Genomic DNA, 16,113 nt, shown 5'->3' on the forward strand with positions numbered 1-16,113 from the left:
GCTAATTTTTTTTATTCTCGCTCACTGCTTGGGGAAAATCGTTCGGTTCATCGACCGGTATGACTGCGGACACTAAAGCCTCCTCGACCGCTAAAGAGTATTTTGCCTGAACCTTGTCACTCCAGCCAAATTTGGCAGACATATAATTTATTACTTGTTTTTTATATTTCCGAACTGTTTGTATGTCAAATAATATTGAACCAGTGCGGCGATTTAAGAAGTCGATTGGCGTAGCAATCATTTCATGCTCAATTGCGTAAATTAGTTTTGCAAATAAATCCAAAGGCAGTTTGTATTTTACTGCATCATCCTTATTCTCTTTTAAGAGGTTAAAGACAGAGTCAATATTTGACCCGTACATTCTCGTTAATTTTTCAGCTTCTTTGCTGGACAGCCCCAGCTCTGTCCCGTTCTGAACTTGTTTTGCAACATAGGAATTAAGATTGGCAGAACCTCCTACATTTCCTCCTGATATCGGCATGTTTCTTGTTTGGCATGAAGGGAGCGTTCTCCCTTCTCCTGATTGAAATTTATCAACTAGCAAATCAACAACTGTCTCCGCCATTTTCCGATAGCCCGTTAATTTGCCGCCGGCAATTGTAATCAAACCAGAATTTGATTCCCAAATTTCATCCTTACGGGAAATTTCTGACGCATTCTTTCCTTCCTCATAAATCAGCGGCCGTACGCCAGCCCAGCTGGATTCAATATCCTGTTCCGTAATCTTAACCTCTGGAAACATATAATTAATTGCATTAATGATATAGGTACGGTCTGATTTTGTCATTTGTGGATGTACTGCATCTTCATTATAAAAAGTATCAGTCGTACCAACATAAGCCTTCCCATCTCTCGGAATTGCGAAAACCATTCGACCGTCTGGTGTATCAAAATATATTGCTTGCTTTAATGGGAATCGGGATTGGTCGATAACTAGATGAACCCCTTTTGAAAGCTGGAGTGTTTTTCCTTTTTTAGATTTGTCCATTTCACGGATATGATCAACCCAAGGACCGGCAGCATTAACAATTTTTTTCGCCCTGATTTCGTATTTTTCACCAGTTATCTGATCCTCACCAACTACTCCGACAACTTTTCCATTTTTATAAATAAGCTTGGTTACCTTTGTATAGTTGCAGGCAGTTGCTCCATTTTCAACTGCCGCCTTCATCACTTCAATGGTCAGTCTAGCATCATCAGTACGATATTCAACATAATAGCCCGCGCCCTTTAAACCATCCTTTTTCACCAGTGGCTCCTTAGCGAGCGTTTGTTCTGCTGATAACATGCTGCGGCGTTCGGATTTTTTCACCCCTGCCAAAAAGTCATATACCCTAAGTCCAATCGAAGTGCTGAACGGGCCGAAAGTACCGCCTGTATGCATGGGCAAGAGCATCCATTCAGGTGTCGTCACATGAGGTCCATTTTCATACACAATGGCCCTTTCCTTTCCTACTTCAGCCACCATCTTCACTTCAAATTGTTTTAAATAACGAAGCCCGCCATGGACCAGCTTCGTTGATCTGCTGGAGGTTCCTGCCGCAAAATCCTGCATTTCAACCAAGGCTGTACTCATTCCTCTTGTTGCCGCGTCTAATGCGATTCCGGCACCTGTAATGCCTCCGCCAATTACTAAAATGTCAAATCGTTTATTTTTTAGTTTAGTTGCAATTTCAATACGATTTAAATTTGAAAATTTCATCGTCATTTCCTCCAATTTAATTGCCATATTATATGCAAACTTTTTTAAGGGGAAATAAAAAGAGACCACAAAAGCCATTATCTATTTTTAGATAATGTTTTGTGGTCTCTCCAATTTCTCCAGACAATTTATTAACTTGATAATATATATACCATAATTTACCTCAAATGGTTATTAATTATTTAAAAACCATCGCTGCTTTTACTGCTTTTTTCCAGCCGGCATACAATCCAGTCCGGATTTCTTCTGACATGGTTGGATTGAATTGATTATCAATAGCCCATTGTTTTGAAATTTCCTCTTGGCTTTTCCAGAAACCGACCGCAAGACCTGCTAAATAGGCTGCACCGAGTGCGGTCGTTTCATTAATGACTGGTCTTTCAACCGGCACATTGAGGATACCGCTTTGGAAAGTCATTAAGAGGTTATTCTTTACAGCACCGCCGTCAACACGCAAAGTCTTCAGTTCAATACCTGAATCAGCTTCCATCGCAGATAACACATCTTTAGTTTGGTAAGCCAGTGATTCAAGTGTCGCCCTAATAAAATGTTCCTTTGTTGTTCCGCGTGTCAAGCCAAATACGGCCCCACGCACTTCACTATCCCAGTATGGTGTTCCTAATCCAACGAATGCCGGTACGATATATACACCTTCAGTCGATTCCACCTTTTGGGCATATACCTCACTATCCTTTGCATCCTTGAACATCCTTAACCCATCGCGCAACCATTGAATCGCCGATCCAGCAACAAAGATGCTGCCTTCGAGCGCATATTCAACCTTGCCATTCAATCCCCAAGCAATCGTTGTCAGCAGACCATGGTCTGAACGGACAGCCTTTTCCCCAGTATTCATTAACATAAAGCAGCCTGTGCCATACGTATTTTTGGCCATCCCTTTTTCAAAGCAAGCCTGGCCAAACAAGGCTGCCTGCTGATCGCCTGCAACACCGGCAATCGGTATTTCTTTGCCAAAAAAGTGGTAATCGATTGTGTTGGCATAAACCTCAGATGATGGGCGAACTTCAGGCAACATGGACTTTGGAACACTTAAAATTCCCAATAGTTCATCATCCCATTTTAGCTCATTGATGTTAAACATCAACGTACGTGAAGCATTGGAATAATCTGTCACATGTGCTCGCCTGCCGGACAATTTCCAAATCAGCCAAGTGTCAATTGTCCCGAATAGCAGTTTCCCTGCTTCCGCTCTTTCCCGTGCGCCTTCAACATTGTCTAAAATCCATTTTACTTTCGTTCCTGAAAAATAGGCATCAATCAGCAAACCTGTTTTATTACGGAAGGTTTCCTGATACCCTTTTTCTTTTAACTCTTCACATATTTCGGTCGTTTGTCTAGACTGCCAGACGATAGCATTATAAACAGGAACTCCTGTTTCTTTATCCCAGACAACAGTTGTTTCCCGCTGATTGGTAATTCCGATTCCGGCAACCTGTTCGGGCTTAACTCCTGATTCCGAGAGGACAGCAGCTATAACAGCAAGAATAGAACCCCATATTTCATTGGGATTGTGCTCTACCCAGCCCGGTTTCGGAAAATACTGGGTAAATTCCTTCTGGGCAGAATAAACTATTTCGCCACTTTGATTAAAAAGAATTGCACGGGAACTTGTAGTTCCCTGATCTAGTGATAAAATATACTTTTCCATACTTACACCTCACATTCAAAAAAGGAGAACCACAAACTAGCCGCATTAAACGACCAACTGTGTTTCTCCTTATCTCCGTCACAAAGTATTAACTTGTTAAATTGAGTATATAAAGTTAGGAAAACGGTGTCAACCTATTTTTTCAAATCGGTTCCAGAGTTCTTTTTTTGAGGTTGTTATTGCAGTGGCGCCTGCATTTAAGGCATTTTCGATCTCAACTGCTGTTCGAATTAGGCCGCCTGCAAAAATCGGGATATTAACGCGTTCTTTCACTTCTTTAATCATCCACGGCATTGCCCCTGGAAGTACTTCAATATAATCCGGCTGGGTTTTTTCGATTAGCTTATAGCTTTTTTCAAGGGCGTGGCTGTCAATTAAAAAAATTCTCTGCACCGCAATGACTCCCTTTTGCTTGGCTTTCTGTATCACACCAGCCTTTGTGGAAATAAGTCCGTACGGCTTGAATTCCTGGCAAATATATTCCGTTGCATATTCATCATTTTTAATGCCATGAATTAAGTCAACATGGTAGATCATTTTTTTCCCAGATTGCTTGGCCATTTGATTAATATTTTTCAGCTGGGCAATATGCATATCTAAAAAAACCCCAATTTCGTACGGACTTTGTAAAAACCGCTCAAATTCCTTCATATTTCCAGAGGCCGGCAAGATATTTTGTTTCATCGTATTTAAGTTCACCTACTAGTTTTAAATGTCTATTTTTTTTGTTCTTTTCGTATTTCCTTCAGATGTAATTTTAATGCTTGTGCTTCCTGTTGAACATATTTCTTATCCTCAATAGAAGCCTCATCTCCGCCATAGCGTACCCTTTCATAAATTTGAATGGTTTCATTTGACAAATGAAGTCCAGTCCTTTGCCGCCACTCTTTAAGCGTCTCGTTTGCCGCTCGTCCTAAACGCAGACGATGCGCAAATTTTTCCAGCCGAAAAATTTCCTTTCGAATAAAATCATCCGGCGGCACTTCCTTTCTTTTAAAAATGGAGGTGAATACTCCGCCAGGCTCGCCTTCAGAAATAATCACGGAATGATGAAAATGGCTGCCTGTTTCCTTCAGTCTTGATTTCCTTCGGAGCAAATATATAACAAACCCAACTACAGTGCAGAGAGCAAGAAAATACAAAACATTTTCCGTTACTTCGAAGGATCTTGGCTGATAGTCAAACCCCTCGTTTGTACCTTCCCCAGTCTTTGTAGTAGGTTTATAGGCGCTGCTGCCAAATAAGGATAGCGCAAATTCGATAAAACGAATCACGGGGACTGCAAGGCCTGAAAATAAAAAAACAATACCTTGCAAAATACTCGAGAAAATCAGCTGAATATATTTTAATAAGAACATAAAGGCAATTCCAATCACTGTCACACTTGCCATTATTCTAAAAAAATAAAAGGCAAATTTCGTTTTGTCATTGGTAATTGCAGACCACTTCCTACAGAAACCGTCCATTATGATGACGACAATAAAAAGGATAATTTGAAAAATAATCTCATTTTGATATGGATAGGAAATCATTGCGGAATACAAAAGGGCGATAATCCCAAGAATAAAGGAAAAAAATAACAGTATGGTTTTTGAAAGCCCTGAACTTTCATCATAAATGGTAATTCCACGCCAAAAAACAAACAAACCTATTACCGATGCGAAAAAAAGAGATAGCCCCCCAAGATGACCGATGATGATGATAACCGGCAAGATGATGATTAAAAAAAGCCATTTCCCCTTACTTGCAAACCTTTCAAGCAATATGAAAAATAAAATGATGCTGATAAAACCTAAAGAAGAAAACAGCAAAATAGGGGGAAACGCTTTTTGACCGATAAAAAATAAAAACAGAAATAAATTAGCAATGATTATTTCTAATATAAAATGTGAGGATGCGGCTGCAATTCGATACATCATAGCAGCTGCCTTCTTTCTTTGTGAATTTCCAACTCACCTAAAAAGCAATCTTCGGCTGCTAACCTCAATTCCATTAATCTTACACCTTTTTGCGCTTCATTTAATAGTAGCCTATTTGTTTCGTCAGTCCTGACTCCGAGATGAATCAAAAAGGGCTGTCTTTCGAAATGGCGCTGATAGAATGAAACAAGCTGATGATAGGGTAAGGTTGTATTAAGTGAACTGATGGAGGAAAGGGTTTCCAGGGCCTTTTGTAAATGTTCTTTTCCCTCCCCTTTGGGCAAATAAAGAAAAGGGGTGCTCCCTGCTGTTCGAACGTTGATACATAAAGAATAAGGCAGCTGCTGTTGATAGGCGTAATATGCAAATTCCGCAATCGCACTTATGTATGTTTCAAGATCGCCGGTAATGGAATGCCCATTAGAAATATTCAGGGCGATTACGCAGCCCTTTTCAGAAATTTTTTCATAAAGTTTCGTTTGTAAAATCTGCTTTCTAGCACTTGCTTTCCAATGAATTCGGTTAAAGCTGTCGGTTGCAACATAGTCCCGCGTTCCTAACGGTCCAAGACGCTCCTCAAAAACAGAAAAGGGAACGGCATTATATCCTTGGCGGATCGTCTTTTGTTCCGCTAAACCTTTTACCGGTACGGTGGATGGATAAACAACAGCCTGTTGTTTTAACAGAAATCTGGACTCTAACACCATTTCCCCAAACCCAATTAAACTTGGAATACGGTATTCGATTTTGCGAATCCGAGCAATGCCTCTTTTGATTGCTGTAAATGGAATCTCCACATGTTTTGTTTGATTCGGAAAAAGTGAAAAAGGGACATTAACCTCGTACAAAGAAAACCTATCTTCTTGTTCATTTCCTTTGGGAGCTACATAGGAATCAAAGGAGACTCTTAATTCACCTTTAATGATTGGATACCCATGGTTTTTGAACACAATGTTCCAGTTACCCTCCTCACCAATAAAAAAGCGATTCAACTCATTCCTATCTTCTAAAAAAAGGCCGTTCCCTACTTTTTTCAAATAATAACGATTAAATATGATTATTGCCAGAAAAAAGCCGGCTAAAAAAAGAGTCCATTTTGATTGGATATAGAGTCCAATTATAATCATAACAATAGCCAAACCGACAAGGCTGGGAATTACCTGGTCCTCTATTGAGTATTTGTTCCAATTCATCCGTTTGCCCCCGCTTCTACTGGAACCGGAACCGAATCGATAATTTCCAAAATAATCTCTTCTTGGGATTTGGTTAACGACCCTTCGATTGATAGGATGATTCGATGTCCAATTACAAATGGAGCAACTGACTTTATATCATCAGGCGTTACAAAGGTGCGCCCGTTTAAAAAAGCTTTCCCTTGAGAAGCTTTCATTAGTGCCAATGTTCCCCGCGGGCTGACCCCGAGCTCAATACTGCTGTGCTCCCTTGTTCTTCTGACAATAGATAGCAGGTAATCTTCCATATCGTTTGTCATGTAAACCTTATTTATTGTCTTCTTTAACTCAACAAGATCAGAAAGTGAAAAAACTTGACGGAGTGGATCCTGCCCTGGATTTACCCGCCCATTATGCATAATCTGTTTTTCTTCTTCAAATGCAGGATACCCCACCTTTATTTTCATAAAAAAACGGTCCATTTGCGCAACAGGCAGTGGGAAAGTCCCTTGCTGGGATTCTACAGGGTTTTGCGTTGCGATGACCATAAATGGCTCATTAATTGGAACAGTAATACCGTCAATCGTGACCTGTCTCTCTTCCATAACCTCTAATAAACTGGATTGTGTTCTCGGAGTCGCGCGATTAATCTCATCTGCCAAGACAAGATTAGCCATGATTGGCCCAGGGCGAAGCTCAAATTCCTGTACCTTCGGATTAAAAAATTGAATTCCCGTGACGTCACTCGGAAGAACATCGGGGGTAAACTGAATTCTTGAAAAGTGCCCGCCAATAGCTGCTGCAAAACTTTTCGCAAGCATGGTCTTTCCTGTCCCCGGCACACTTTCAAGTAAAATATGTCCATTAAACAATAACGAAATTGCCATCAACTCTACTTCCAAGTCTTTTCCGACAATTACTTTACTAATCTCCTGCTTTAACGATTGTATATTTTCTGTTACAGTCATTTTCTCATCCCCCTGGAAGTTTCATCTATATACGTAACCCTTTTATTTTATCAAATTTTTCCACCTTCCCAAACATACTGGTAAAAAAAGAACCCTATAAAAACGGGTTCGTTCATTTAACTTCTCGGCTCTTTTAAATATTGGTAGAGAACATCTCCATTTCGCTGAGCAATGCCGCGGAAGTGTTTAAAATCTTTTCGTTTTACCAGCACCTGACGGAAATCCATAAATTCCTCAACGTTAACGTAATATTCGGAAAGCTCTCCGTTCATAAGACGATCTAATATATCGTTAACTGTTTCTTCCCTCATTTTTCAGCACCTCTTTCCACTTCCTTATTTTAACGTAAAAACCTATTTTAAAGCTAATTTCATCCCTAAATATGAAAACGTTACCATAATCTAATTGTATTTCCAGAATTTTTTTACAAAAACATATAAGAAATTAACTAAATTGTAACATTAACACCTTTACGAATTTGGAAAAATAGTGCAAACTGTTATTTAAATAGTTTTTAAGTTTGCTAGATAAAGGAGAGAGGAAATTTGAAAAAAGCAGAGGTAGGAAATATCATCGAATTTCGCGGCGGACTGCAAGGGATTGTTGAAAAAGTTAATGAAAATTCTGTAATAGTTGACTTAACATATATGGATAATTATCGTGATTTAGAATTAGATCAGCGTACAGTCGTTAATCATAAAAATTATAAGGTTATCAAAGAAACCGCTTACTAATTGTTTGAAAAGGCAGAATGCACACTGCCTTTTCTTCTTTTTTATACCAGAAAGCCGTTTATTTTCCTTGGTCCGTTTCCTTTGAAAGCTCTTTAAACGATTTAACCTTGCCATGAGGATTTTGATCCTGCTTTCTGACCGTCCATTCACGTTCCTTTTGACTTTGTGCTTTACTCATTCTCTTCACTCCTTTCTCGATTATATTTTTTTCATTTAAAGATATTCTTATCAATGTTATTGGATAAAATGTATATTGAAATCTTTTCCTTTACATATTGAGTTATGATTTTCGAAGGAGCCTATTATGGAATTAAAACGAACCCTGGATTTACGTCTAATTACCGGATTGATTATCGCCCATGCCCTTCTCTTTTTTTCTTTTCATGATAAGGCGATATTTTGGTACATTTTTTCCGGTTCCATCCTAATACTAATCGCCTTTGCCACGTTTCAGGGAGACGTGGAAGATGAGGCCTCTTTTATCAAGTATTTATTTTTAGGCGTCATTTCCGGTTTGCTATTATATTTGCTGTTTTGGATTGGCTATCAGCTTTTCGAGATGGCCAATTCAGGCTTTAAAAAAGATGTAAGACGTTTGTACCGATGGTTTGCCCCTTCGTTATTCTGGCACTATTTAGCCTTGATTTTGGTGGCAGCACCTGGCGAAGAGATGTTCTGGAGAGGGTTTGTCCAAAAAAGACTGTTAAAACACCTGAAACCGTACGTCGCCATTATTGCTGGCTCTTTATTATATGGGTCAGTTCATATTTATTCGGGGTCCTTTTTACTAATGTTCGCTGCATTCTCCTCCGGTCTTGTGTGGGGGTTTTTATACTTTTGGAAAAAAAGCATGCCCCTCGTGATTGTTTCTCATATCATTTTTGACATGATGATGTTTATCTTTCTGCCACTAACATAAAAGCAGCTGGCCTGAGCAGCTGCTTTTCAATTTCTTTCTGGGGGTGTAAATGGCTTCATCCACAGGAGAATAAAAAAACTCATGCAAATATACCCGAACAATGGATATAGATAGGACAAAAGTGTTCCGTAATTCACCAAGCTAATTAAGTAAGATACTGTAAAAATAGCTGTTACAGAAACTAGCGTCGGTACAGGCATATATTGCTTTAACTGCCGGTCGAGACCAAAAACATTACCAATAACTGAAGTAAAAATCTCTCCATAAATGATAATAACAAAAATCCAATAGAAAAACGGGGCTAAATTTCTCATAATAACGGCCATCGGAATTTCATATAATTCCAGGTTTGGGAGCATGATTAATGTAAAGTGGCTCGCAATTAATATTACCGTTAAAGCCACACCACCAAGAATCCCTCCCCATTTGATCGTCCAATCGTCCTTCACTTCTGATGCAATCGGCACTAGTACCGCTTGAGCAAGTCCAAGATTCAAGGCAGCATACGAAAATGGTGCAATAACGCTTTTCCACCCATCAGAAGCATGAGGAATATACAAAAATTGCTCTAAAAAGTTTGGCATTTGCAAAGACAAAAGCATTAAAATCAGACTAAAGCCAATCATTAAAGGAACCACAAAAGTATTGACAGCAAAAAGCCCCTTAGTACCTACAAGCATCACCAAATAAGATAAAAAAATGGTTATAAACACCCCCGCATTTTTTGGCAATCCAAGCTGTTCTTCAAAAACGGCCCCTGCTCCTGCCAGCATGACGGCACTTACCCCAAGCAGCATAAATAGCATAAAAAAATTGATGATGCCTCCAGCCCATTTTCCAAATAAATAATCATTAAATTCCTGGTACGATTTTGCATTAATTTGTGCAGCAATCCGCATCAGTTTTGAACCGATCACAACGAAAAGATAGCCGCTCATTAATATACTTATAAAGCCAAAGAAACCAAACCGTGAGAAAAATTCCACGATTTCTTTTCCTGTAGCGAATCCTGCTCCAACAACAGTCCCCACATAGACTGCCGCTATTTGAAAAGCTTGATTCCAGCTTTTTTTCACATCATCTCCCCCTTATCACAAATATATGACCAAAGGGACAAACAATGACGAGCTTTTTCTCGTAAGCTTATTTTCCTATCATGGAAAAAATTTCACCAAGCGAAAGACTTGAAAGTCAAAAAAGGTCAGAGTATACTATGGTCATAAGGTCAAATATAGTCAAAGTCAAATTGATAAAAGCTAATAACAAGGAGGTTGTTTACATGCTTTGTCAAAAATGTAATCAAAATCAAGCAAATGTACAATTAAACATGAATGTTAATGGGCAGCATCATGATTTGAAACTTTGCCATGAATGTTATACAAAGGAGAAAAAAGCATTAGGTGCAGGCTTTGGAATGAATATGAACCCATTCAACGGTTTTCCATTTGAAGAGCTTTTTGCTAGCAAGAACTTTTCCCAAGGCCACATTCCAAATGGTCAATTTAGTCAGGCAGTTGAAAATAAAAACGGCCGCGGCGGCTTTATCGACCAATTTGGCCGTAACCTAACACAAATGGCAAAAGCCGGCTTAATTGACCCGGTTATTGGCCGTGATCACGAGATTAAACGAGTCATTGAGGTATTAAACAGAAGAAATAAAAACAATCCTGTGTTAATTGGTGAACCTGGTGTTGGTAAAACGGCCATAGCGGAAGGTCTTGCCTTAAAGATTGCCGATGGCAATGTACCAGGCAAGCTGCAAAATAAAGAAGTTTATTTATTAGATGTAGCTTCTTTAGTTGCCAATACCGGAATCCGCGGTCAATTTGAAGAGCGGATGAAGCAGTTAATCGCTGAATTGCAGGAGCGGAAAAACATCATTTTATTCATTGATGAAATCCATCTGCTTGTTGGTGCAGGCTCCGCTGAAGGCTCTATGGATGCCGGCAATATTTTAAAACCAGCCCTTGCCCGCGGTGAACTTCAGGTTATTGGTGCTACGACATTAAAAGAATACCGTCAAATTGAAAAGGATTCAGCCTTAGAACGCCGCTTCCAGCCTATTCAGGTTCAAGAGCCGGATACAGATGCAGCCATTGCCATCCTTAAAGGGATTCAGAAAAAATATGAGGACTTTCATGAGGTCAATTATTCAGACGAAGCCATCCACGCTTGTGTGACCTTATCGCAGCGCTATATTCAAGACCGCTTCCTGCCTGATAAGGCGATTGATTTATTAGATGAATCAGGTTCAAAACTAAATCTAACTTCAGATTATCGGAATAATGAACAAATCGAGGCCCGTCTTAAGGAAATTGCTGCTAAAAAGGAAACAGCATTGAAAAAGGAAAACTATGAACTGGCAGCAAAGCTTCGTGATGAAGAAGCACAACTTGAAAAGGCATTAAATAGTGCCTCAAAAACGGAGCGACCGGTTGTTACAGTTTCTGATATCCAAAAAATTATTGAAGAAAAAACTGGGATTCCGGTCGGTAAACTTCAAGAAGACGAGCAGCTTAAAATGAAATCACTGGAAGAGAATTTGAATAAAAAGGTTATTGGCCAGGAACAAGCCGTTCAGAAGGTCGCAAAAGCTGTTCGCCGCAGCCGTGCCGGTTTAAAAGCAAAAAATCGTCCGATCGGGTCCTTCTTATTTGTCGGTCCAACAGGTGTTGGGAAAACAGAATTATCTAAGACTCTTGCAGAAGAATTATTTGGCACGAAGGATTCGATGATTCGACTTGATATGAGCGAATACATGGAAAAACACAGCGTGTCAAAATTAATTGGTTCACCTCCAGGTTATGTTGGCCATGAGGAGGCTGGTCAATTAACCGAAAAAGTCCGCCGCAACCCATATAGCATTATTCTCTTGGATGAGATAGAAAAGGCCCATCCCGACGTAATGCATATGTTCCTGCAAATTCTTGAGGACGGACGTCTTACTGACAGCCAAGGAAGAGTGGTAAGCTTTAAGGACACCGTCCTTATTATGACTAGTAATGCCGGCGTTGGACACAAAAACATTCACGTTGGCTTTGGAACATCCAATGCTATGGAAGAAGCTAGCATCCTTGACTCTCTTGGCAGCTTCTTCAAGCCGGAATTCTTAAATCGCTTTGACAGCATCATTGAATTTACATCGCTGGATAAAGAGCATATCTTATCTATTGTCGACCTAATGGCTTCTGAGTTGCAAGAAACATTAAAAGAACAAAACATTGAACTAACCATTTCAGTAGAGGTAAAAGGAAAATTAGCAGAACTTGGCTACCATCCTGCATTTGGTGCTCGTCCATTAAGACGTGCCATTCAGGAACAGCTTGAGGACAAAATTACTGATTTTATTTTAGACCAGCCAGATGCTAAACAGCTTGCTGCTATTTTAGAAGATGGCCAAATCAAAGTTATACTTTCTTATTAGCCAAAAAAAAAAGCGAAGCCCTGCGGCTTCGCTTTTCAGGCTGTCGAGAAACCCTCGGCAGCCTCTATTTTTATCCGCATTCTTTAACAATTCACCGCGTTAATTTGTTATAATATTATTAATACATAGATTTTTCAACATGTCTGTTGATTTGCGCTCCAGGCACTTCGCTTTCCGCGCAAATCAACAGGTGTTAATAAAAAGACCTGCAACTCAACCAATAAATAATAAAATAAGTGGTGAAATCAATGTTAAAGACAAAAGAGTCTAGCCAAAGTGAATACGAATTTGTTTCTATCGATGAATTAGTTCCAGATAACCACCTTCTTCGCTTGATTGATAAATATATAGATTTTTCATTTCTTTTAGAAAAAGTTCGTCCATTTTATAGTGAGGATAACGGCCGCCCATCTGATCCACTAATTCTTTTTAAAATGATGTTTATTGGATACCTTTTTGGTATTCGATCTGAAAGACAACTAGAAAGAGAAATTAAAATGAACATTGCCTACCGGTGGTTTTTAGGTTTAAAATTCCACGATCCGGTTCCACATCATTCTACGATCAGTTGGAATCGCCAACATCGTTTCAAAGTTATCAATATGGAAATTGATACCGATATATTTCAGGAAATATTTGATGAGATTGTTCTGCAGGCAATGAACCACAAAATGGTTGGAGGACGAGTTTTATTTACGGATTCTACTCATTTAAAGGCAAACGCCAATAAACAAAAGTTTACAAAGGAAGAGGTAGAAGTTGAAACTCGCGAATATATTGAGGATCTTAATAAAGCTATAGAAGAGGATAGAATTAATCATGGAAAAAAGCCGTTAAAGGAAAAAGAGGAAGTGAAAGAGACAAAAGAAATTCGGGGAAGCACAACAGATCCTGAATGTGGTTTTATGTCCCGTGAAAATAAGCAGGAAATTTCTGTTATCTTGATCATCGGACTACAGACATGAAGTTCAATATCATTACTGATGTCTATGTCACTCCCAGTAATGTTCATGATTCCGTTCCTTACCTGAATCGATTGGACCGTCAGGTCCAACGGTTTGGTTTTATGGTTGAAGTTGTTGCTTTAGATTCAGGCTATCTCACTAATCCTATTTGTAAGGGACTTTCGGATCGTAATATATTTGGTGTTATTGCCCATAGAAGATTCCATCCTACTACCGGCTTATTCCCTAAATGGAAATTTACATATGACAAAGAACGGGATCTTTATATTTGTCCTAATAACTAAGAATTACCCTACAAGACAACAACCCGAGAGGGCTATAGAGAATACAAATCGGATTCAAAGAAATGTGAAAGCTGTCCGTTTTTATCCCAATGCACCCGATCAAAAAATAAAGTGAAAGTTGTCACCCGACATGTATGGGAGGAGCACAAAGAGAAGGTAAGAATAAATCGCTTATCTAAATCAGGAAAAGAGCTTTATAAATTTAGAAAGGAAAAAATTGAGCGAAGCTTCGCAGACTCAAAAGAGCTGCACGGGCTTCGCTATTGCCGGTTACGGGGGATAAAAAAAGCAAGTGAGCAGGCCCTTCTTACTGCAGCTTGTCAGAACATGAAAAAGATTGCAACACACTTATTCAGACTGGAAAAAGTGTGTTGCAATTCTTTAGTTTGATAATCTCCCTGTTGATTGGAGCGGAAGGTGCGCAGACTCCTGCGGGAGTACGGGACAGGGGAGACCCCACAGGCGCGGAACGCGCCGAGGAGGCCCCCCGAACCGCCCGCGGAAAGCGAAGCACCTGGAGCGGAAATCAACAGGCCCATTAGCAGGGACAATTTTTCATAAAAATGAATTTCGGATTCTGATAAAATAAAAAATTGCCGAGAAAAATATACTTTCTCGACAATCTGAAAAGCGAAGCCCTGCTGCTTCGCTTTTTTTATAGCTTTTTATCATCAACCGAATTCAGCCAATTCTCGATTTCACCAACAACAGATTCTACACAGCCGGTTTTAAATGGTGATATTAAATTGGCTGCTTCCACTAGTTTAGTAAATGACATAGAACCGCCAAGCTTACAAAGCTTGACATAGTCTGCCCATGCCTCTGGATGATTCTCCCTTGACCGCTTCCAGAATTGGAAGGCGCAAATTTGCGCAAGCGTATAGTCAATATAATAGAACGGTGAGTTATAAATATGTCCCTGACGCTGCCAGAAGCCGCCGTTCTCCAAATACTTATTGCCGTCATAATCCTTATGCGGCAAATATTTTTTCTCAATTTCCCGCCATTTTTGCTTGCGCTCTGTTGGCGTGGCTTCCGGGTTATCATAAACCCAGTGCTGGAATTCATCAACGGAAACTCCGTATGGCAGGAACAAGAGCGCATCACTAAGATGAGAGAACTTATATTTATCGGTGTCTTCTTTAAAGAACAGCTCCATCCACGGCCAGGTAAAAAACTCCATACTCATCGAATGAATTTCACATGCCTCATAGGTTGGCCAATTATATTCAGGTATTTCAAACTGACGGCTCGAATAAACCTGGAAGGCATGGCCTGCCTCATGAGTCAGGACATCAATATCACCTGATGTGCCATTGAAGTTCGAAAAAATAAACGGAGCTTTATAATTTTCGATATAAGTGCAGTAGCCCCCGCTTGCCTTTCCCTTCTTGGCAACAAGGTCCATCAGATTATTTTCCATCATAAAGGTAAAAAATTCTCCGGTTTCCTCTGAAAGATCCTGATACATTTTTTGTCCGTTCTCAATGATCCATTCTGGACTACCCTTCGGTACAGCGTTTCCGGTCTCGAACACAAAACCTTCATCATAGAATTTTAATTTATCAAGGCCAAGCCGTTCCCGCTGCCGCTCTTTTAGCTTAGATGCGATTGGAACAATAAAGTCCTTTACCTGCTGACGGAAATTAGCCACCATCTCGGCGTTGTAATCGGTTCTCATCATGCGGTTATAACCAAGCTCGACAAAGTTTTTATAACCCAAGGCGTGAGCAATCTCGGTCCGCACCTTTACCAATTCATCATAAATCCGGTCAAACTCCGCATCGTGCTCTGCAAAGAAACCAAATTTCGCCGTACTCGCGCGTTTGCGCATCTCCCGGTCTGTCGATTCAATAAACGGGTCGATTTGCGCAAGTGTACGCTCTTCCCCTTCAAATTCGATTTTCGCCGATGCAACAAGCTTGGTGTATTCTGACGATAATCGGTTTTCCCTTTGCAGCAAAGGAACAATTTCCGGTTTAAACGTCTTTAGCTGACTTTCAGCAAGGGCGAAAAGCTGAGTGCCCCACTTGTTTTCCAATTGCGGGCGGAATTTGGAATCAACCAAAGCCTGATAATATCCTGTGATTAACCCTTCAACCTCAGGCTGGATTTCATCCATGTAATCCTGCTCATTTTTATAAAATTCATCATTCGTATCAATGGTATGGCGAATATTACAAAGATTGAACATCGTCCCCAAGTCATTTCTCAGTTGATTGATTTCATTCATGACCCCGCTCTGCTTTTCCACTGAGTCAGCGTTTTTGAAACGCTCTAATGCTTCATTAAATTTTGCCCGAACCTCGTCTAAGTTAGGTCGTACGTATGTATACTGTTCAAAGCCCATGAAAAAA

Annotated in this window: 13 protein-coding genes and 1 pseudogene; 4 read left to right on the top strand and 10 right to left on the bottom strand. The window is 39.9% G+C overall.

What is annotated here, in order from left to right; genetic code table 11:
• Nucleotide 1: 1 nt before the first annotated feature.
• The 7 genes from KHA99_RS06120 to ykzS form a co-directional block, all read right to left on the bottom strand.
• Nucleotides 2–1,702, bottom strand: coding sequence for a glycerol-3-phosphate dehydrogenase/oxidase (locus KHA99_RS06120; RefSeq protein WP_213116510.1), 1,701 nt, complete (start codon nt 1,700–1,702; stop codon nt 2–4).
• 178 nt (nt 1,703–1,880) lie between these two features.
• Nucleotides 1,881–3,371, bottom strand: a complete 1,491-nt coding sequence (gene glpK / locus KHA99_RS06125) for a glycerol kinase GlpK (RefSeq protein ID WP_213116511.1) — start codon at nt 3,369–3,371, stop codon at nt 1,881–1,883.
• Nucleotides 3,372–3,500: 129 nt separating this feature from the next.
• Entirely contained in the window at nt 3,501–4,055 is a 555-nt protein-coding gene (locus KHA99_RS06130; RefSeq protein WP_213116512.1) for a glycerol-3-phosphate responsive antiterminator, read from the bottom strand.
• A gap of 32 nt (nt 4,056–4,087) precedes the next feature.
• Complete coding sequence (locus KHA99_RS06135; protein WP_213116513.1) at nt 4,088–5,290, bottom strand: DUF4129 domain-containing protein; 1,203 nt, start codon at nt 5,288–5,290, stop codon at nt 4,088–4,090.
• Nucleotides 5,287–6,483: a DUF58 domain-containing protein gene (locus KHA99_RS06140; RefSeq protein ID WP_213116514.1), complete on the bottom strand. Its 1,197-nt coding sequence runs from the start codon at nt 6,481–6,483 to the stop codon at nt 5,287–5,289. Before KHA99_RS06140 ends, KHA99_RS06135 begins: the two co-directional genes overlap by 4 nt.
• Complete coding sequence (locus KHA99_RS06145; RefSeq protein WP_213116515.1) at nt 6,480–7,430, bottom strand: AAA family ATPase; 951 nt, start codon at nt 7,428–7,430, stop codon at nt 6,480–6,482. Before KHA99_RS06145 ends, KHA99_RS06140 begins: the two co-directional genes overlap by 4 nt.
• Nucleotides 7,431–7,546: 116 nt before the next feature.
• A complete protein-coding gene (gene ykzS, locus KHA99_RS06150; protein ID WP_213116516.1) occupies nt 7,547–7,741 on the bottom strand; it encodes a protein YkzS in 195 nt (64 codons plus the stop codon).
• 234 nt (nt 7,742–7,975) lie between these two features.
• Here ykzS and KHA99_RS06155 point away from each other — a divergent pair, with 234 nt between their 5' ends.
• Nucleotides 7,976–8,164: a YkvS family protein gene (locus KHA99_RS06155; RefSeq protein WP_213116517.1), complete on the top strand. Its 189-nt coding sequence runs from the start codon at nt 7,976–7,978 to the stop codon at nt 8,162–8,164.
• Nucleotides 8,165–8,222: 58 nt separating this feature from the next.
• Here KHA99_RS06155 and KHA99_RS30665 read toward each other — a convergent pair whose 3' ends face one another.
• The gene (locus tag KHA99_RS30665) at nt 8,223–8,342 is read right to left on the bottom strand and encodes a DUF6254 family protein (protein WP_249366436.1); all 120 of its coding nucleotides are present in this window, start codon (nt 8,340–8,342) and stop codon (nt 8,223–8,225) included.
• Nucleotides 8,343–8,468: 126 nt separating this feature from the next.
• Between KHA99_RS30665 and KHA99_RS06160 the strand changes: the two genes are divergently transcribed.
• Nucleotides 8,469–9,083 carry a CPBP family intramembrane glutamic endopeptidase gene (locus KHA99_RS06160; RefSeq protein WP_213116518.1) on the top strand — a complete coding sequence of 205 codons (615 nt, stop codon included), beginning with the start codon at nt 8,469–8,471 and terminating at the stop codon, nt 9,081–9,083.
• A gap of 26 nt (nt 9,084–9,109) precedes the next feature.
• Here KHA99_RS06160 and KHA99_RS06165 read toward each other — a convergent pair whose 3' ends face one another.
• A complete protein-coding gene (locus tag KHA99_RS06165; RefSeq protein WP_213116519.1) occupies nt 9,110–10,159 on the bottom strand; it encodes a YkvI family membrane protein in 1,050 nt (349 codons plus the stop codon).
• Nucleotides 10,160–10,362: 203 nt separating this feature from the next.
• Here KHA99_RS06165 and KHA99_RS06170 point away from each other — a divergent pair, with 203 nt between their 5' ends.
• Nucleotides 10,363–12,507: an ATP-dependent Clp protease ATP-binding subunit gene (locus KHA99_RS06170; RefSeq protein WP_213116520.1), complete on the top strand. Its 2,145-nt coding sequence runs from the start codon at nt 10,363–10,365 to the stop codon at nt 12,505–12,507.
• Nucleotides 12,508–12,755: 248 nt separating this feature from the next.
• Nucleotides 12,756–14,146: pseudogene (locus tag KHA99_RS06175) on the top strand (IS1182 family transposase).
• A 265-nt stretch (nt 14,147–14,411) separates the two neighbouring features.
• On the opposite strand, the gene KHA99_RS06180 reads toward KHA99_RS06175, so the two are convergent.
• Nucleotides 14,412–16,106: a M3 family oligoendopeptidase gene (locus KHA99_RS06180; protein WP_213116521.1), complete on the bottom strand. Its 1,695-nt coding sequence runs from the start codon at nt 16,104–16,106 to the stop codon at nt 14,412–14,414.
• Nucleotides 16,107–16,113 lie beyond the last annotated feature (7 nt).

The sequence above is a fragment of the Neobacillus rhizophilus genome (genome assembly GCF_018343535.1).
Taxonomy (GTDB): Bacteria; Bacillota; Bacilli; order Bacillales; family Cytobacillaceae; genus Neobacillus; species Neobacillus rhizophilus.